This window comes from Sphingopyxis sp. H050 (genome assembly GCF_001468265.1).
Classification (GTDB): Bacteria; Pseudomonadota; Alphaproteobacteria; order Sphingomonadales; family Sphingomonadaceae; genus Sphingopyxis.
The window spans coordinates 600,837-619,821 of record NZ_LNRZ01000002.1; the positions used below are offsets into that span (position 1 = coordinate 600,837).

Here is an 18,985-nt window from a genome sequence, read left to right on the forward strand (position 1 = left end):
GAAAAACCCGACCGCGAAACCGACTGCCAGAAGAGCGCCGACGCCCGGCCAGCCGAACCGATCTTTGACCACGAGGGTCAGCAGCAGCGTGACGCATGTGATCACGATCTGCCTCAAGACTAATCTTAAATTGCGCCGTATCCCAGCCACCGACTGCCCCTACCCCAGCAATTCCTCGATCTCTTTCCTCAGCTGTTCCGGCTTCGTCGTCGGCGCATGGCGCGACACGACTTTCCCGTCGCGGCCAACCAGGAACTTGGTAAAATTCCACTTGATCCCGCTGCCGAGCAACCCGGTCTTTTCCTTCTTCAGATATTTGAAGATCGGATCGGCATCGTCGCCGTTGACGTCGATCTTCGCCATCAGCGGGAAGGACACGTCATAGGTCAGCGAGCAGAAATTCTTGATTTCCTCGGCATCCCCCGGCTCCTGCGCGCCGAACTGGTTGCACGGAAAGGCGAGGATTTCGAACCCGCGATCCTTGTAGTCGCGGTACAGCTCCTCCAGCCCCTCATATTGCGGGGTAAAACCGCATTTCGACGCGGTGTTGACGATCAGCAGCACCTTGCCGCGATAGTCGGCCAAGGATTGCGTCGCCCCGCCCGGCAGCTTCGCGGTCAGATCGTACAGCTCCATTCGCCATCTCCCCAAAAAATCGCAGCCTAGGCTTCGATATGTCCTTCGTGCAAGCGCAGCACCCGGTCCATCTTCGCGGCCAGCCGCTCATTGTGCGTCGCGACCAGCGCCGCCGAGCCATGGTCCCGCACCAGCTTCACGAACTGGTCGAACACGCGGTCGGCGGTCGCCTCGTCGAGATTGCCCGTCGGCTCGTCGGCAAGCACCAGGAGCGGCCGGTTCGCCAGCGCGCGTGCCACGGCGACGCGCTGCTGTTCGCCGCCCGACAGCTTGCTCGGCTTGTGATGCAGTCGCTCGCCGAGCCCCAGACGCCCGAGCAGGTCGGCGGCGCGCTCCTCGGCCTCGGCCTGCCCTGCGCCGCGGATCAGCTGCGGCAGCACGACATTCTCGATCGCGGTAAAGTCGGGCAACAGATGGTGGAACTGATAGACGAAGCCGATCTTCTCGCGCCGCGTCTGCGTCCGGTCGCCCTGATCGATCCGCGTCACATCCTCGCCGTCGATGCGTATAAGCCCCTCGAAACCGCCTTCGAGCAGGCCGACGGCTTGCAGCATCGTCGACTTGCCCGACCCCGACGGCCCGAGCAGCGCAACGATCTCACCCTTGCGCAGCGTCGCATTGACCCCGCGCAGCACGTCGATCGTGACATCGCCCTGCGTGAAGCTGCGCTTCAGGTCGGTCAGTTCCAGCGCGAGATCACTCATAACGCAGCACCTGCACCGGATCGGTATTCGCCGCCTTGTACGCGGGGTATAGCGTCGCAAGGAAGCTGAAGACGATCGTCATAGCCGATATCCCCAGGATCTCGAACGGGTCGGGCTTCGACGGCAGCTCGGTCAGGAAACGGATCGAGGGATCCCACAGCGGCTGGCCGGTGATGAACTCGATCCCGCGCAGCACGCCCTGCCGGAAGAACAGCAGGCTGAACCCGATCGCCAGACCCGCGAGCGTACCCGCGACGCCGATCGACAGCCCGATCGCGATGAAGATGCGCATCACCGCGTCGCGCGGCGCCCCCATCGTGCGCAGGATCGCCATGTCGCGCGTCTTCGCGCGCACCAGCATGATCAGCGACGAGATGATGTTGAACGCCGCGACGAGGATGATCAGCGACAGGATCACGAACATCGCGACGCGCTCGACCGACAGCGCCTCGAACAGGCTGCTGTTCATCGACCGCCAGTCGGAAATAACCGCCTGCGCAGCGACCTTCTCTGCCAGCGGCTGCAAGATTTCGCCGACCTTGTCGGGATCGGTGGTCTTGAGTTCGATCATCCCGACCTGATCGCCCAGCAACAGCAGCAGCTGCGCATCCTCCATCGGCATCACGACATAGAGCTTGTCGAAATCATAGACCCCGACCTCGAAAATCGCCGACACGCGGTACGCGATCTCGCGCGGCACCGTGCCGAAGGGGGTCGAGCGGCCCTGCGGGTTGATGATCGTGATCGTCGAGCCGACCGTCGCACCCAGATTTTTCGCCAGCTCGCTGCCGATCGCCACATTGCCCGAACCGGGCGTCAACGTGTTCAAGCTGCCCTGCAGCACCTTGCCGCCCAACACCTCATTCTTGCGGATGTCCTGCACGGTCATTCCGCGCAGCAAAATCCCCTCGACGCGGCCCGAGAAGGTCGTCAGCAGCGGCTGCTCGATCAGCGGGGTCGCCGACGTCACACCGGGCGTCGCCCGCGCCTCCTTCAGCACCTTCTGCCAGTCGTCGAGCCGCCCGCCGAAGCCCTGCACGACCGCATGGCCGTTGAGCCCCACGATCTTGTCGAACAGGTCGGAGCGCACGCCGTTCATCACGCTCATCACGACGACCAGCGCCGCCACCCCCAGCATCACCGCGGTGAAGCTGAACGCCGCGGCAACAAAGATGAAACCCTCGCCGCGCTGGGGAAGCAGGTAACGTTTGAAGATGGTGCGTTCGTAAGGGCGCAAGATCATCGGGTCGGCGGCCTTTTCGGCGCGATGCGCGGTGCGGTCATGGCGTCCGCTTTAGGGGGCGCTCACGAAGCTGGCAATGCCCGCGCCAATCGGTCGGCAGTTGAGAGTGATTCGCACAATCTGTTGCCGATTCGTCACAGGCGGCGGCAAAAGGGCCGCGCCATGTTCGCCAGAGGGTGACAAAGCCCCCCCTTCGACCTAACCCCATGACTTCTGGTTCAACGCGGCCAAATGGCCCGGCTCCAGGGAGTGCAGATCCTTCGCCGGTCTGTGCACAAGGGGGATGGCGAGTGTTCGTCACAGGCGCCCGGGTTTCGCAAAGCGAGGCCCGGGCGTTGTGATTCCGGCGCGTAGCGCCGCCCCCGCGCAGGCGGGGGTCCAATTCAACCTTCAGATTCGCTGATATCCTCGAGCATGTCGGCGTCGAGCACGCGCACGCGGCCCTGCTCCAGCGAGATCACGCCCGATTCCTCCCAGCTTCTCAGCTGACGGTTGATATGCTCGCGGCTCATCCCCGCAAAGTTTCCGAGTTCGGTCTGGCTGAGTTCGACGCGATGCGTCTTCTCGAGGCTGTCCTTGCGGATCAACCGCTTGAGGTAGCGCGCGAGCCGCGGGCCCGAAGCATAGGCGCGGTCGCTTTCGATCGTCTGGTCGGCGGTGCGCAGTCGGCGTGCAAGCTGCTGCATCAGCGACCAGGCGAACTCGGGATGGCTTGCAGAGAAGTCCTTGAGCGCATTGCGGCCGAGCTGAAGCGCCGACCCTGCGCTTGTCGCGGTAACCGACGCCGTCCGCTCGCCCCCGTCAAGCAGCGCGATCTCCCCCAGCACCGCGCCGGGTTCGGCATAGGCCAGCACGATCTCGCGCCCGCCGGCGGTCAGCATCGACACGCGCGCGGTGCCTTCGGTCAGGATCAGCATCATGTCGCCGGGATCGCCCTGGACGAGCAATTCCTTGCCCTTGACGAAATTGATTTGCACCGCGCGTCTGGCGATTTCGGCCCAATCCTCGACGGTCAGGCCGGAAAAGATGCTGTCGGGACCCTGAAGCGCGGCGAGTTTCGCGTGATCCATAAGCCCCGATTGCCCCCTTGTCGCGCGGCTAGACCAGCCGGCTTTGTTTGACCGCCGCCTCGATGAACCCGGCGAACAGCGGATGCGGATCGAAGGGTTTCGATTTCAGTTCAGGATGGAACTGCACCCCAATGAACCACGGATGATCGGGTCTTTCAATGATTTCGGGCAACATTCCGTCGGGCGACATGCCCGAAAAGACCAGTCCGCCCTTCTCCAGCCTGTCACGATAGGCGCCGTTGACCTCGTACCGATGGCGATGGCGCTCGCTGATGTCGTTCGCGCCATAGACGCTCGCGACATGGCTGTTGGGCGACAATTTCGCCTCATAAGCGCCAAGCCGCATCGTGCCGCCCATATCGGTGTCGGCGCCGCGTTTCTGCAGGCCCTCGGCGCTCATCCATTCGGTGATCAGGCCGACGATCGGCTCGTCGGTCGGTCCGAATTCGGTGCTCGACGCGCCCGCAATGCCGCTCGTGTTCCGCGCCGCCTCGATGCACGCCATCTGCATGCCGAGGCAGATGCCGAAGAAGGGCACATTGCGCTCGCGCGCGAACTGGACGCTTGCGATCTTGCCTTCCGAGCCCCGCTCGCCGAAGCCGCCGGGCACGAGAATACCGTGCAGCGGTTCGAGGTTCGCGGCCAGATCTTCCTTCCTCTCGAACATTTCGGCGTCGAGCCAGCGGATATTGACCTTCACCCGGTGCGCCATGCCGCCGTGCACCAGCGCCTCGTTGAGCGACTTGTACGCGTCGGGCAGCGAGACATATTTGCCGACGACGCCGATCGTCACCTCGCCCTCGGGATGCTGCTTGCGGTCCATGATGTCGTACCAGGCCGTCAGGTCGGGATCGGGCGCATCATGGATACCGAACGCGCGCAGAACCTCGCTGTCGAGCCCCTCGCCATGATATTGCACCGGCACCGAATAGATGCTGTCGGCGTCGAGCGCCGGGATGACCGCTTCCTTCCGCACGTTGCAGAATTGCGCGATCTTCGCGCGCTCGCTCTCGGGCAGCGGCTTTTCGCAGCGGCAAAGCAGGATGTCGGGCTGGACGCCCAGCGACGCGAGTTCGCGCACGCTGTGCTGCGTCGGCTTGGTTTTCAGCTCACCCGCGGCGGCGATGTACGGCACCAGCGTGACGTGGACCGACAGGGTGCGGTCGCGGCCTTCCTCGTTGCGGAGCTGGCGGATCGCCTCGATGAAAGGCAGCGATTCGATGTCTCCGACGGTGCCGCCGATCTCGCACAGCACGAAATCGAGGTCGTCGAGTTCGGCGCGCGCGAACGCCTTGATCGCGTCGGTGACGTGCGGGACGACCTGCACCGTCGCGCCCAGATAGTCGCCGCGGCGTTCCTTGGTGATGATCTGCTGATAGATGCGGCCCGAGGTGACATTGTCGCTCTGCCGCGCCGCAACGCCGGTAAAGCGCTCGTAATGGCCGAGGTCGAGGTCGGTCTCGGCCCCGTCGTCGGTCACATAAACCTCGCCATGCTGATACGGCGACATCGTGCCGGGATCGACGTTGAGGTAAGGATCGAATTTCCGGATACGGACACGATAGCCACGCGCCTGCAACAAGGCCGCGAGGCTAGCCGCCATCAAACCTTTGCCAAGCGAGGAGACCACGCCGCCGGTGATAAAAATGAACCGCGCCATGGGAGGAAAGACTTACTCAACAGGAGGGGGACGGCGCAAGCCGTCGAATCGCGCCCTCGGGAAAAAATTCCGAAGGCGCGGGGTTCGGGGGTCGAGGGCCGAAGCCCCCGTTTACTTCTTGGCCGGAGCCGGAGCCGTCGGGGCCGGAGCCGCATCCTGCGCAGCGGCAGCGGCCGCTGCGGCCGCCAGCGGATCATCGCTCGCCGGCGCCTGCGCCGGGGCTGCGCCCTGCGCGGGTGCGGTCTGCGCCGGGCCGGTGAGCGACGACGAGGCCGGAGCAGTCTGCGCGGTCTTCGACAGCGAGGTGTCGATCGTCGATCCGCTGCGACCGACCGAAGCCATCGCCGCAAGCAGGATCGACAGGCCGACGAACAGGCAGGCCAGGATCGTCGTCGCCCGGGTCAGGAAATCCGCCGCGCCGCGCGCCGAAAGCAGGCCCGCAGGGCTGCCGCCGACACCAAGGCCGCCACCTTCCGACTTCTGCATCAGGATGACGCCGATCATCGCCGCGGCAACGAGCGCCTGGACGACGAGCAGGAAGGTGAAAAGGCTGGACATCATATTTTCCCGGACTTGCGCGGCCCCATGCGGACCACGCCCGCGGCGCACATAGAGATGAAGCGCCTTGGCTTCAACCCTGCATACCGTCGCCCCCGCGAAGACGGGGGCCGCAAGAAATGTTGCACCAGCTTGATAGCGGCCCCCGCCTTCGCGGGGGCGACACCTAAAGCGCAGCGCCCGCCGCGATGATCGGCACGAACTTCACCGCCGTCAAGCTCGCGCCGCCGACCAGCGCCCCGTCCACGTCACCGGCGCCCAGCAATTCCGCGGCATTGTCGCCATTGACCGAGCCGCCATAGAGAATGCGCATCGTCCGCGCCGCGCCCTCGCCCGCCTGCTCGGCAAGCTTCGCACGGATCGCCCCATGCATCGCGGCGACATCGCCCACGGTCGGCACCAGCCCCGTTCCGATCGCCCAGATCGGCTCATAGGCAATCGCCAGGCGCGCGGCGTCGAAATCGGCGGGCAGCGATCCGGCGATCTGCGCCAGCACATAGTCGACCGCCTCGCCCGATTCGCGCACTTCGCGCGGCTCGCCGACGCACAGGATCACGTCCAGACCTGCGCCGAGCGCCGCCTCGGCCTTGGCCTGCACGTCGGCGTCGCTTTCGCCGAAGCCTTCACGCCGCTCGCTATGTCCGACGATGGTCAGCGTCGCGCCGATATCTGCCAGCATCGGCGCTGCTACCGATCCGGTGAAGGCGCCCGATGCCGCGGCATGGCAATCCTGCCCGCCGACCGCCGCACCGGGAACCGCGGCGATCATCGGCCTGATCAGCGTGAAGGGCGGACACAGCGCGACATCGACGCCGGCATGATCCTTCGCCGCGGCAAAGATCGCGGCGGCCTCGCCCAGCGCGGCCAACAGCCCGTTCATCTTCCAGTTGCCGACAATATATTTGCGCCGCGCCATCGCCCGTCCCCTTGCATATCCAGGTCTCGCCATCCCCTAGCGGCGCGGGGGATGCAAAGGCAAGCCGTGCGCCCGGCTCGCTTTCCCGCCTTGATGCTTCGTGGCCGCCCGCCTAAAGCAGCGCCAAACCGCGCGCCCGCGCCCGCCGAAAGAATGCCAGTTTCATGATCACTGCCCTTCGCCGCCTTTTCTCGTCGACCGTCGGAAAATTCATCGCGCTCGCCTTTGTCGGGTTGATCGGCGTCCTCTTCGCGCTCGGCGATGTGACGGGCAACGCCTCCTTCGGCGGCCTCGGCGGCGCGAATGTCGCGAAGGTCGGCGATACCGAGATCGGCGTCGGCGAACTCCGCCAGAAGGTGCAGCAGGCTTATGATCAGGCGCGTCAGCAGCAGCCGGGCCTGACGCGTCAGGCGTTCGTCGAATCGGGTGCGCTCGATCAGTTGCTCGACCAGCTCGTCAACGATGCGGCGGTGCGCCAATATGCCCGCGACATCGGCTTCGGGGTCAGCAAGCGGCTGATCGACGGCCAGATCGCGGATGCATTCGCGGGCGTTTCGGGCACCTTCGACCAGAAACGCTACGAGGCCTATCTTGCCGACAACGGCGTCAGCGAGGCACAGTTGCGCCGCGAAGTCGAAACCTTGTTGCTCACCCAACAGCTTGCCGCGCCGATCGGCAACCTGCCGAACGTCAGTCCCGGCCTCGCGCGTCCCTACGCGGTGCTTCCGCTCGAGCAGCGCCGCGGCCAGGCGGTCTATATTCCGTCCAGCACCTTCGCACCGGCAGGCGATCCCGGCGACGCCGTGCTCAAGACCTTCCTGGCGCAAAACGCCGCAAAGTTCACCGTGCCCGAGCGCCGGGTGCTCCAATATGCGCTGTTCGACCGCGCTGCCGTGCCCATCCCGGCGGTGACCGACGCCGAAGTCGCCGCCGCCTACAAGGCCAATGCCGCGCAATATACGGCGGCCGAAACGCGCCGTATCGCACAGGTGATCGCCCCCGATCAGGCCACCGCAAACAGCATCGCCGCCAAGGTCCGCGGCGGCACGCCGCTCGCCGCCGCCGCCCAGAGCGCCGGCCTGTCGGCTTCGACGACCGGCGAACTGACGCAGTCGGCCTATGCCGCGACAAGCAGCGACGCGGTGGCCAAGGCGGCCTTCGCCGCCAAGCGCGGCGACCTCGTCGGCCCGACGCAGGCCGGCCTCGGCTGGATCGTCGCCCGCGTCGAGAGCGTGACCGCCAAGCCGGCCCGCACGCTCGCCCAGGCGACCCCCGAACTTCGCGCCGAATTGGGCAAGAACAAGGCCAACGAGGCGATCGTCGACTATTACAACAAGGTGCAGGACGCCGTGAACGGCGGCGCCTCGATCGAAGAAATCGCCGCCGACCGCAAGCTCAAGGTCGAGGAAACGCCCGCCCTGCTGCCCAGCGGCCGCGCGCCCGGCCAGCCGGCCTTCGCGCTCGCCCCCGAGCTCGCGCCGATGATCGCGCAGGCGTTCCAGGGCGGCGCCGAGGGCGAAGCCGCCATCGCCACGCTGGTCGAGAACGAGAAGTTCGCGATCGTCTCGGTCAAGTCGGTGATCGAAGCTGCCCCGCCGCCCTTCGCTCAGATCCGCGGCGACCTGCTTGCCGAGTGGCGCTTCGCCGAGGGACAGAAGGTCGCCCGCGCCAAGGCGCGCGCCATCGTCAAGGCGGTCGAGGGCGGCAAGAGCTTCGCCGAGGCCATCGCGGCAGCCGGCCCGAACATCGGCACCGTCCAGACGATCGGCGGTCGCCGCGGTGACCTTGCGCGCAGCGGCCAGCGCGTCCCGCCCGAACTCGCCCTGCTGTTCTCGATGGCCGCGAACAGCGTCAAGACGCTCGAAATCCCGGGCAACCGCGGTTGGATGGTGATCTCGCTCGCACAGGTCAATCGTCCCGACCCCAAGTCCGTCAACGATCAGATCGTCGCCTCGGTGGCGCGTCCGCTTGCCGGGGCCATGGGCAGTGAGCTGGTCGGCCAGCTGATCGCCGAAGCCAAGCGCCGGGTCGGCGTCACGATCAACAAGGGTCTGGTCGAGCAGCTCCGCAAGGAACTGACCGGCAACGCGCCGGTCAACGAATAAGGGTGGGCCTGGAGGGTAGAGCCGCCGCGCTCGAAGCGCTCGCCGGGGGCCGCGGCGCGGTCGTCTGGCAGCGACTGATCGCCGACATCGAAACCCCCGTTTCGGCGGCGCTCAAGCTCATCGAGCCGGGCCGCGGCGACTGGGTCCTCGAATCGGTCGAAAGCGGCGAGACGCGCGGGCGCTACAGCCTGATCGGGCTCGACCCCGACCTGCTCTTCGAAGTCACCGGCGACGCCGCGCGCATCAACCGCGACTGGCGCGCCGACCGGCAGGCTTTCGAGCCGCTCGAAGCCGGCGCACTGCAGGCGCTGCGCGACCTTGTCGCCGAATGCCGCTTCGACGTGCCCGAGGGCCTGCCCAAGGCGCTCGCCACGCTCGTCGGCTTCTTCGCCTATGAAACCATCGGCCTCGTCGAGCGCATCCCGCGCGCGCCGGGCAAGGGCCTCGGCCTGCCCGACATGGTGTTCGTGCGCCCGACGGTGATCCTCGTCTTCGACCGCCTCGCCGACGAGCTGTTCCTGATCGCGCCGATCTGGCCCGATCCCGACGGCGCGATCGATCGCATGATCGACGCCGCCCAGGACCGGCTCGATACCGTCGCTGCCCGCCTGTCGAGCACCAGCGCCCACGGCGAGCGGGCGACGACCGAAACGCTCCCTACCGACATCGCCGCCAACCCGGCGACGAGCCCGGCCAAATTCGCCGGGATGGTCGCCGCGGCAAAGGAATATATCGCCGCGGGCGATATCTTTCAGGTCGTACTGTCGCAGCGCTTCTCGACCCCGTTCGACCTGCCGCCCTTCGACCTCTACCGCGCGCTCCGCCGCATCAATCCCTCGCCCTTCCTCTATTTCCTCGACCTGCCCGGCTTCGCGATCATCGGCTCCTCGCCCGAAATCCTCGTGCGCGTCCGCGACGGCGAGATCACGATCCGGCCCATCGCGGGCACCCGTCCGCGCGGCCGCACGAGCGCCGAGGATGTCGAGAACCGCGAAAGCCTGCTCGCCGATCCCAAGGAACGCGCCGAACATCTGATGCTGCTCGACCTTGGCCGCAACGACGTCGGCCGCGCCGCCATCGGCGGCAGCGTCGCGGTGACCGACAGTTATACGGTCGAATTCTACAGCCACGTCATGCACATCGTCTCGAACGTCATCGGCCGCATCGCGCCCGACAAGGACGCGATCGACGCGCTGTTCGCAGGCTTCCCCGCGGGTACGGTCAGCGGCGCGCCCAAGGTGCGCGCGTGCCAGATCATCGCCGAGCTCGAAGCCGATGCGCGCGGGCCCTACGCCGGCGGCGTCGGCTATTTCGCCCCCGACGGCAATATGGACAGCTGCATCGTGCTGCGCACCGCGATCGTGAAGGACGGCGAGATGCACGTCCAGGCCGGCGCCGGCATCGTCGCCGACAGCGATCCCGCCTACGAACAGCGCGAGTGCGAAGCGAAGGCCGGCGCCCTGTTCGCCGCCGCGCGCGAGGCGGTGCGGCTCGCGGGGACGCCGGGCTACGGGCAGTAGGACGAAGATTCGCCGGACTGCCTATCACCGCTTTGGGGTGGTGAGCGGACTTTAAAATAGTCCGTCGCCCCCGCGAAGGCGGGGGCCGCAGTCGGCCTTGCGCAACGGCTCCAGCGGCCCCCGCCTTCGCGGGGGCGACGGCAACGTCCGGTCGCAACCCGCCATCCGCCGATCCGGCGGCGCAGACAAGGCTTACGGTGCGCCGACAAACCCGCTAGCCTCGCGCCATGCGCAAACTCCTCGCCCCCCTCGCCCTGCTGCTCGCCAGCGCCGCCCCAGCTCACGCCCAGACGGTCGAAGGCGCCGTCGAGGGCGACGCCATCCTCAAGGATTTCACCTTCCACACCGGCGAAAAACTGCCCGAAATCCGGATGCACTATACGACGCTGGGCACGCCGCAGCGCGACAAGAAGGGCGTCATCACCAACGCGGTGATGATCCTCCACGGCACCGGCGGCACCGGAAAGCAGTTCTTCCAGCCGCAATTCGCGAACGAGCTTTTCGGCCCCGGCCAGCTGCTCGACACCGGCAAATATTATGTCATCCTGCCCGACAACCTCGGCCACGGCGCCTCGTCAAAGCCGAGCGACGGCTTGCGAATGCAGTTCCCGAAATATGACTATGACGACATGGTCGCCGCGCAATACCGGATGCTCACCGAAAAGCTCGGCGTGACGAAGCTGAAGCTCATCCTCGGCACCTCGATGGGCTGCATGCACGCCTTCGTCTGGGGCACCACGCGTCCCGGCTTCGCCGAAAAGCTCGCGCCCTTCGCGTGCCAGCCGGTCGAGATCGCGGGCGAGAATCGCATGTGGCGCACGCTGTCGATCGACGCGATCAAGGCCGATCCCTTGTGGAAGGACGGCAATTACACCGAGCCGCCACTCTCGGGCCTGCGCACCGCCGCCTCGCTCACGATGATCGCCGGCGCGAATCCCTATGCGCTGCAGGCGCAATATCCGACGCGCGTCGCGGCCGAGAAATACAAGGACGAGGCCTTCGCGCGCACCTTTGGCCGCAACGATGCCAACGACACCATCTACCAGCTTGATTCGTCGCGCAATTACAACCCGTGGCCCAACCTCGAAAAGATCACCGTTCCCGTCCTGTGGATCAACTCGGGCGACGATTTCATCAACCCGCCAGGCTATTCCTACCCCCAGGACGGCGTAAAGCGCATGCCCCGCGCGCGCTACATCCTGATCCCCGCGAGCGCGGAGACCAAGGGCCACGGCACGCACACCTGGGCCAAATTCTGGAAGGACGACCTCGCGAAACTGATGGCGGAGTAGTCGATCCGCCCTGTGGCGAAGCCATGGGGAGGGGGAGTGCAGGGTTGGATTGCCCCCGGCAATCCAAGTCCAGTCCGGGGGACTGGACGACCCAGCACTCTCGCGAAGCGAGTGGTGGAGGGGCGCGACCTCGCGCCATGGCCCCTCCGTCAGCCCTGCGGGCTGCCACCTCCCCATCGCTATGCGACAGGGAGGATCAGCATCCCAACCACTTCTCGCATGCCGCAAAGGACATATTGCTTCACTCATGGTCGTTGACCCATTAGGGCCACCCCATGATCCTCGTCATCGACAATTATGACAGCTTCACCTTCAACCTCGTTCACTATCTGATCGAGCTGGGCGCCGACGTGCGCGTCGAGCGCAACGACGCGCTGACCGCGTCGCAGGCACTCGCGACGGGCGCATCGGCTTTCCTCATCTCGCCCGGCCCCTGCACCCCGAACGAGGCGGGCGTCAGCCTCGATCTCGTCGCCGCCTGCGCCGCCGCGAACAAGCCGCTGCTCGGCGTCTGCCTCGGCCATCAGGCGATCGGCCAGCATTTCGGCGGCACCGTCCAGCGCGGCCACCTGATGCACGGCAAGACCTCGCCCGTCTGCCACGACGGCACCGGCCTCTTCACCGACCTGCCCTCGCCGCTCACCGCGACGCGCTATCACAGCCTTGAGGTCGTCGATATTCCCGCGGACCTGCTCATCAACGCGACCAGCGACGACGGCGCGGTGATGGGCTTTCGCCATGCCGTACTGCCGATCCACGGCGTGCAATTCCACCCCGAAAGCATCGCGACCGAGCACGGCCATGCGATGCTCGCCAACTTCCTGACGCTTGCAGGATTGCCCGTCGCGGCGCGACAGGCGGCATGAGCCGCTTCGGCCCGCTTCCCGATCCCGCCGCGCTGCTGGATCATGACGAGGCCGCGGCCGCCTTTTCCGCCATCCTCGACGGCACCGCCAGCGACGACGCCATCACCAGCTTCCTGGTCTCGCTCGCCGAGCGCGGCGAGACGATGGTCGAAATCGCCGCCGCGGCGCAGGCGATGCGCGAGCGGATGATCCCGATCGAGGCCCCCACCGGAGCCATCGACGTCTGCGGCACCGGCGGCGACGGCCACCACACGCTCAACGTCTCGACCGCGGTCGCGATCGTCGTCGCGGCGTGCGAGGTGCCGGTCGCAAAGCATGGAAATCGCGCCGCTTCTTCCAAATCGGGCGCCGCCGACACGCTCGAAGCGCTTGGCCTCGACATGGAACGCGCCGCGCAGATGGCCGAGGCGCAGCTCGCCGACCTCGGCATCTGCTTCCTCTTCGCCGCCTATCACCACCCGGCGATGAAGCGCATCATGCCGATCCGCAAGGCGATCGGCCGCCGCACCATCTTCAACCTGATGGGCCCGCTCGCCAACCCCGCGCGCGTCGCGCGTCAGCTCGTCGGCATCGCGCGCCCTGCCTATGTCCCCGTTTACGCCGAGGCGCTGCACCGGCTCGGAACCGAGCACTCGCGCGTCATTTCGGGCGACGAAGGCCTCGACGAACTCTCGCTCGCCGGCGGCAACGAGGTCGCGGTGGTCACGCCCGAAGGCGTCCGGATGCAGCGCAGCACTGCCGCCGACGCCGGGCTGCCGACGCACCCCATCGTGGCGATCCGCGGCGGCGATGCGCAGCACAATGCCAAGGCGCTTCGCGGCCTTCTGCTCGGCGAGAAGAGCGCCTATCGCGATGCCGTCCTCTACAATGCCGCCGAAGCGCTTGTCGTCGCGGGGGCCGCCGAAACCCTCGTCGACGGGGTCGAGGAAGCCGCCGAGGCAATCGACAAGGGGCTTGCCAACGCGCTCCTCAATTGCTGGATCGCCTATAAATGAACAAGCTCACCGAAATTCTCGCCACCAAGGCCGAAGAGGTCGCGACGCGGCGACAGGCCTATTCGGTCGCCGACCTCGACCGGATCGACGCCGGCGCCCCGCGCGGCTTTCAGGCGGCCTTGCAGGCGAAGATCGAAGCCGGCGGCTATGGCCTGATCGCGGAGATCAAGAAAGCTTCGCCATCCAAAGGACTGATCCGGGAGGATTTCAATCCCGCCGACCACGCCCGCGCCTATGCTGCCGGCGGCGCAGCGTGCCTCTCGGTTCTCACCGATGCGCCCTATTTCCAGGGCCATGAGGAGTTCCTCATCGCGGCACGCACCGCATGCGGCCTGCCCGTTCTGCGCAAGGATTTCATGATCGATCCCTGGCAGGTCGCCGAAGCGCGCTCGATCGGCGCCGACGCGATCCTGATCATTGTCGCCGCGCTCGACGACGGTGCGATGCGCGAAATCGAGGCCGCGACCCTCGAACGCGGGATGGATGTCCTCGTCGAGGTCCACGACGAAGCCGAACTCGACCGCGCGCTGACGCAGCTCAAATCACGCCTGATCGGCGTCAACAACCGCGACCTCCGGACCTTCGAGACCGATCTCGCCGTCACCGAACGCCTCGCCAAGCGCGTCCCGCCGGGCACGCTGCTCGTCGGCGAAAGCGGCATCGCAAGCCATGCCGACTGCCAGCGGCTCGCGAAAAGCGGCGTGAAAGCGTTCCTCGTCGGCGAAAGCCTGATGCGCCAGGATGACGTCGCGGCGGCAACGAAAGCGCTGCTGGAAGGCTGACCGATGCTTTGGGGTGGGGATCATCATGCATGGCGGTTCGTTAGCGCCCCTTCATCACAATCGCGCACTAACTGCCATTCCCCTTGCCTTTCCACGCGCGCCTTGCTTCGCTCGCGAGCGATGACACCCAAACCGACTCATCTCGACGAAACCGGCGCCGCGCATATGGTCGATGTGGGCGCCAAGCCCGCCACCGAACGCCGCGCGGTCGCGGCCGGTCGCATCACCATGTCGGCGGGCGCGCTCGAAGCGGTCCGCAGTGGCAACGCGCCCAAGGGCGACGTCCTGTCGACCGCGCGTATCGCCGGGATCATGGCCGCCAAGCGCACCGCCGATCTCATCCCGCTCTGCCATCCGCTCGCGCTCACCAGGGTGTCGGTCGAGTTCGAATGGGAAAGCACAGGCATCGCCGTGCGCGCGATCGCCGCCACAACCGGCCCCACCGGGGTCGAGATGGAGGCGCTCACCGCCGCCTCGGTGGCTCTCCTTACTCTTTACGACATGGCGAAGGCGCTCGACCGCGCGATGGTTCTCGGCGACATTCGCCTCCTCGAAAAGAGCGGCGGCCGCTCAGGCGACTGGCGCGCAGGATGAGCGCGCTGCTGCCGGTCGAGGAAGCGCAGGCGCGCTTGCTCGCGCTCCGGACGCCGCTCGAATCGGAGAATATTGCCTTTTCGCAATCGCTTGGGCGCTATACTTCCGAAGATGTGGTTGCCCGCCGCGACCAGCCCGCGGCGCCGCTGTCGGCGATGGACGGCTATGCCGTCCGCGTCGCCGATCTTCCCGGCCCGTGGACGATTACCGGCGAAAGCGCCGCGGGAGGGGTGCCCTCCGCCCCCGTCGCCAAGGGCGAAGCGATGCGCATCTTCACCGGCGCCTGGCTGCCCGATGGCGCCGACACGGTCATCATTCAGGAGGATGTGACGCCCGAGGGCACGACCTTACATCTGTCGACCGCCGACCCAATCCTGCCGGGCCAGCATATCCGCACCCGCGGCAGCGACTTCGCGACCGGAACGACGCTCGTCCCCGCCGGAACCCGCCTCACGCCCGGCGCCATCGCCGCCGCGATCATGAGCGGCGCCGAGCAGCTCACCGTCGGCAAACGCCCCCGCGTCGCGATCCTCACCACCGGCGACGAGCTCGTCCAGCCCGGCCACACCCTCGCCCCCGGCCAAATCCCCGACAGCAACGGCACGATGCTCGCCGCCATGCTCGCGATCGAACCCACCGTCGTCACGCTGCCGCTCCACATCCGCGACGACAGGACGATCTTGTCGCGCGTACTCAAGGACTTGGCGCGACGTCACGACGTCATCGTGACCGTCGGCGGAGCCTCGGTCGGCGATCACGACCATGTCCGCGGTGCGCTCGAGGACGCGGGCGGCCAACTCGATTTCTGGAAGATCGCGATGCGCCCGGGCAAGCCGCTCATCGCCGGCAGGATCGGCGACGCGCTGCTGCTCGGGCTGCCCGGCAATCCCTCGTCGGCCTTCGTCACCGCGACGCTCTTCCTGATCCCGCTTGTCCGCCACCTCGCCGGTGCCGCGAATCCCCTCCCCGCAATCCACCAAGCGCCGCTCGCGACGGCTCTTGGCCAGGGCGCCAAACGCCGCGATTATCTTCGCGCCCGACTCGAGCGCGGCGCGCTCACCCTATTCGAGGGTCAGGACAGTGGCCGCACCTTCCCCCTCGCCCAGGCCAACGCCCTCGTCATCCGCGAAATCGGCGCGCCGCCCCGTGCGGCCGGAATGCCGGCGGACTATATCGCGATCGCTTGACAAGTTCCTATTTGTTCCACTATCGTTCTCCCTATGTCCGGAACTGACATCATGGAGAACGACCGATGTTGACCGCGAAGCAGCATGAACTGCTCCACTTCATCCAGCAGCGCCTCGACGCGAGCGGCATCTCACCCTCGTTCGAGGAGATGAAGGAAGCGCTCGGCCTCAAGTCGAAATCGGGCATACACCGCCTGATAAGCGCCTTGGAAGAAAGGGGTTTTCTCCGCCGCCTCCCCAATCGCGCCCGCGCGCTCGAGGTGCTGAAGGCTCCCGAAGCCGCCAGGACGCCCGTGCGCAACGATAATGTCGTTCCGCTCCGCAAACCCGCCCCTGCGCTCAAGCCGATCGCCGCGAACGACGTCATTGAGGTGCCGCTGCACGGCAAGATCGCCGCGGGCGTTCCGATCGAGGCGTTCGAGGATCACAACCAGCTCGCGGTTCCCGCCGCGCTGCTCGGCGCCGGCGAACATTATGCGCTCGAAGTCTCAGGCGATTCGATGGTCGAGGCGGGCATTTTCGACGGCGACTATGCGCTGATCCAGAAGGCCAGCACCGCGCGCGAGGGCGACATCGTCGTCGCGCTCGTCGATGGGCAGGATGCGACGCTCAAATATTTCCGCCGCGAGGGCAAGATGATCCGGCTCGACCCCGCGAACAGCGCCTATGAACCCCAGCGCTACGAAGCCGAGCGCGTCATGGTGCAAGGGCGGCTGTCGGGACTGCTTCGTCGTTACCACTGACCCCCGGCGCATTGCGCCACGGATGGCCGTCGCCGGCATTCAGCGTGGCGACGGCCTTCGGCTTTTCGCCCAGATAGATCGCCAGTCCGCCGCTCTCCGCCAAGCTGTCGCGGTCGATCGTCAGCCAGCGCCCGACGCATTCGCGCGGCAGCCAGCGATCGCTGATCACCACATCGGCGGCGGCGCACGCCGCGGCCATGTCGACCCCTTCGATCTTGTCGATGCCCCGCGAGGCGAGGATAACGCGCCCATCCTGCCGCCAGCGGCAGAAATCCCGGTTGCATTCGACATGATCGAGATCGGCGAGCGCGCCAAGCGGCGCGTCGATCCCCCCCGCCTCGCTCATCGTATCGCGCACGAAATCGCCCGCGCGGTCGCGTAGCAGCGCATAGCTGCCGTCGGGCGCCGCAGCTGCGATATTACGCCCGTCACCGGTCACCAGCAGGTCGGGTCGCGGTTGCGCAAGCAAGGTCGCCATACCGACAGCCAACGGAACCGCTCCCCACCAGCGCCAGCGCGTCCGCCAGATCAAGATCCACAACCCGCCCGCCGCCGCGAGCGCAAAGCCGCCCGAAGGAAAGCGCGGCAGTGTCGCGACCGCGCCCGGCGCATCGGCGACCAGATGGGCAAGACCGATGAGGAGCGCGAGCGCCTTCTCGGTCACCCACCAGAAAGGCGCGCCAAGCCCGACGCTATCGACCAACAAGGCCAGCGCCTCGGCGGGCATGATAACGAAGGTCGTAAGCGGAATGGCGACCACGTTCGCGAGCGCGCCGTAGAGCCCGGCCTTGTGGAAATGGAACAGCGCGATCGGCGCCAGCGCGACCTCGACCACGATCCCCGTGATGAGCAAACCCATAAGTCCCCGCCCGAGCCTGAGCGGCAAGGGCTCCTCGCGCCGGGCCATGAAACCTTGCATCGCCCGGCTCTCGTGAAGCGAGACGATCGCCGTTACCGCGGCAAAGCTCAGTTGAAAGCTCGGCCCGACAAGCGATTCGGGCCGCCAGAGGAGGACGATCAACGCCCCCGCCGCGACAAGCCGCAGCGTCAGCGCCTCGCGCCCCATCAGAAATGCCACCAGCACCAGCAGGGCTGCAATCAGCGACCGCAACGTCGGCACCTCCGCCCCCGCAAGCCAGGTATAGCCCGCCCCCGCCAACGCGCCGACGGCGGCAGCGACCGGCAGCACATAACCCGCCAACGCGACGCGGCGATCCAAGGCGAACAAGCGCATCGCCAGAAACATCGCAAAGCCGATCACCGCCGTCACATGCAGCCCGCTGATCGACAGCAGATGCGCCAGTCCGCTTCGCCGCATCGCCTCTTCGTCTTCCGCTGAAATCGCTCCGCGGTCGCCGGTGACGAGCGCCGCAGCGATGCCGCCGGGCGATCCGTCGATCTGGTTATGGATATGCGCGCTCAGTCGCGCCCGCAGCGGCTGGCCTCTCCGCCCGGCGCCCGGCGTCCGCGAAACCTCCCCCAACACCGTTCCGACCGCGCCGATCCGGTCGAACCAGGCGCGCTGCGCGAAATCATAGCTTCCCGGCAGACTTGCGGCCGGCGGGGGCATCAGCCGCGCCCGCAGACCGATCCGCTCGCCCGGAACGATCGCGCTACCCTGATCGCCGCGCAGCGTTACCCTGATCCGCGGCGGCAGGTCATCGCGCCCCTGCGGCCGCAGGATCAGCCGTGTCTCGCCCTTCGCCGGCAAGGGTTCGGCGGCTTCGACTTCGGCCGAAAACGCCGTAACGACCGGCTGCGCGAGCACCGGCGCCGCGACCCACGCGGCCCGCGCCCAGATCAGCAGTATGCCGCACGCCGTCGTGCCGCACCCGATCGCGGTCATCCGCCCGATCCGGCTTTGCCACCCCAACAGCAGCCCGCCGAGCGCGCCGCCGGCCAGCAGGAACAACATTCCGGTCCAATGGGCCGCGGCTGGCAGCGCGAACCAAGCAGCGATTCCAGCGCCCAGCGCCACCGGCAACCATAGCCCGATCCGCTCGCGCTCGGCATCCAGCCGCGCCTCCACGCCCGAAAAGGCACGCCGCGACGCCGCTGCGATCCGCGCGCCAATGGGCGTTTGAAGCGCTCTTGTCGCCATGCTAGGGGCTGCC

At 66.9% G+C, this 18,985-nt stretch carries 17 protein-coding genes; 9 read left to right on the top strand and 8 right to left on the bottom strand.

Annotated elements, in window-relative coordinates:
- Window positions 1-159: 159 nt before the first annotated feature.
- The 7 genes from ATE67_RS05960 to tpiA form a co-directional block, all read right to left on the bottom strand.
- Entirely contained in the window at window positions 160-636 is a 477-nt protein-coding gene (locus ATE67_RS05960; RefSeq protein ID WP_058815732.1) for a glutathione peroxidase, read from the bottom strand.
- A gap of 26 nt (window positions 637-662) precedes the next feature.
- On the bottom strand, window positions 663-1,340 hold the full coding sequence (locus tag ATE67_RS05965; RefSeq protein ID WP_058815734.1) for an ABC transporter ATP-binding protein: 678 nt from the start codon (window positions 1,338-1,340) through the stop codon (window positions 663-665).
- Entirely contained in the window at window positions 1,333-2,583 is a 1,251-nt protein-coding gene (locus ATE67_RS05970; protein ID WP_058815736.1) for a lipoprotein-releasing ABC transporter permease subunit, read from the bottom strand. The genes ATE67_RS05965 and ATE67_RS05970 overlap by 8 nt, the downstream gene beginning before the upstream one ends.
- 383 nt (window positions 2,584-2,966) lie before the next feature.
- Complete coding sequence (locus ATE67_RS05975) at window positions 2,967-3,653, bottom strand: Crp/Fnr family transcriptional regulator (RefSeq protein WP_058815738.1); 687 nt, start codon at window positions 3,651-3,653, stop codon at window positions 2,967-2,969.
- Between the two features lie 28 nt (window positions 3,654-3,681).
- Window positions 3,682-5,313, bottom strand: coding sequence for a CTP synthase (locus ATE67_RS05980; protein WP_058815740.1), 1,632 nt, complete (start codon window positions 5,311-5,313; stop codon window positions 3,682-3,684).
- A 111-nt stretch (window positions 5,314-5,424) separates the two neighbouring features.
- Window positions 5,425-5,874, bottom strand: a complete 450-nt coding sequence (gene secG / locus ATE67_RS05985) for a preprotein translocase subunit SecG (RefSeq protein WP_082660217.1) — start codon at window positions 5,872-5,874, stop codon at window positions 5,425-5,427.
- Window positions 5,875-6,037: 163 nt separating this feature from the next.
- Complete coding sequence (gene tpiA / locus ATE67_RS05990; RefSeq protein WP_058815742.1) at window positions 6,038-6,787, bottom strand: triose-phosphate isomerase; 750 nt, start codon at window positions 6,785-6,787, stop codon at window positions 6,038-6,040.
- Between the two features lie 164 nt (window positions 6,788-6,951).
- On the opposite strand from tpiA, the gene ATE67_RS05995 reads away from it, so the two are divergent.
- The 9 genes from ATE67_RS05995 to lexA all read left to right on the top strand — a co-directional run bounded on the left by ATE67_RS05995 (window position 6,952) and on the right by lexA (window position 16,871).
- Window positions 6,952-8,892: a peptidylprolyl isomerase gene (locus ATE67_RS05995; protein WP_058815743.1), complete on the top strand. Its 1,941-nt coding sequence runs from the start codon at window positions 6,952-6,954 to the stop codon at window positions 8,890-8,892.
- A 2-nt stretch (window positions 8,893-8,894) separates the two neighbouring features.
- Window positions 8,895-10,412, top strand: coding sequence for an anthranilate synthase component I family protein (locus ATE67_RS06000; RefSeq protein WP_058815745.1), 1,518 nt, complete (start codon window positions 8,895-8,897; stop codon window positions 10,410-10,412).
- A 227-nt stretch (window positions 10,413-10,639) separates the two neighbouring features.
- A complete protein-coding gene (locus ATE67_RS06005; RefSeq protein ID WP_058815747.1) occupies window positions 10,640-11,704 on the top strand; it encodes an alpha/beta fold hydrolase in 1,065 nt (354 codons plus the stop codon).
- 275 nt (window positions 11,705-11,979) lie between these two features.
- Window positions 11,980-12,570 carry an anthranilate synthase component II gene (locus ATE67_RS06010; RefSeq protein WP_058815749.1) on the top strand — a complete coding sequence of 197 codons (591 nt, stop codon included), beginning with the start codon at window positions 11,980-11,982 and terminating at the stop codon, window positions 12,568-12,570.
- A complete protein-coding gene (gene trpD / locus ATE67_RS06015) occupies window positions 12,567-13,565 on the top strand; it encodes an anthranilate phosphoribosyltransferase (RefSeq protein ID WP_058815751.1) in 999 nt (332 codons plus the stop codon). The genes ATE67_RS06010 and trpD overlap by 4 nt, the downstream gene beginning before the upstream one ends.
- A complete protein-coding gene (trpC, locus tag ATE67_RS06020) occupies window positions 13,562-14,347 on the top strand; it encodes an indole-3-glycerol phosphate synthase TrpC (protein ID WP_058815753.1) in 786 nt (261 codons plus the stop codon). The genes trpD and trpC overlap by 4 nt, the downstream gene beginning before the upstream one ends.
- Window positions 14,348-14,467: 120 nt before the next feature.
- Window positions 14,468-14,941 (top strand): cyclic pyranopterin monophosphate synthase MoaC, encoded by a 474-nt coding sequence (moaC, locus tag ATE67_RS06025; protein WP_058815754.1) that lies wholly within the window; start codon window positions 14,468-14,470, stop codon window positions 14,939-14,941.
- Window positions 14,938-16,128 carry a molybdopterin molybdotransferase MoeA gene (locus ATE67_RS06030; protein WP_058815755.1) on the top strand — a complete coding sequence of 397 codons (1,191 nt, stop codon included), beginning with the start codon at window positions 14,938-14,940 and terminating at the stop codon, window positions 16,126-16,128. Before moaC ends, ATE67_RS06030 begins: the two co-directional genes overlap by 4 nt.
- Window positions 16,129-16,193: 65 nt before the next feature.
- Complete coding sequence (lexA, locus tag ATE67_RS06035) at window positions 16,194-16,871, top strand: transcriptional repressor LexA (RefSeq protein ID WP_058815756.1); 678 nt, start codon at window positions 16,194-16,196, stop codon at window positions 16,869-16,871.
- Here the strand turns inward: lexA and ATE67_RS06040 are convergent.
- Window positions 16,825-18,972 carry a ComEC/Rec2 family competence protein gene (locus ATE67_RS06040; protein WP_058815757.1) on the bottom strand — a complete coding sequence of 716 codons (2,148 nt, stop codon included), beginning with the start codon at window positions 18,970-18,972 and terminating at the stop codon, window positions 16,825-16,827. The genes lexA and ATE67_RS06040 overlap by 47 nt on opposite strands.
- Window positions 18,973-18,985 lie beyond the last annotated feature (13 nt).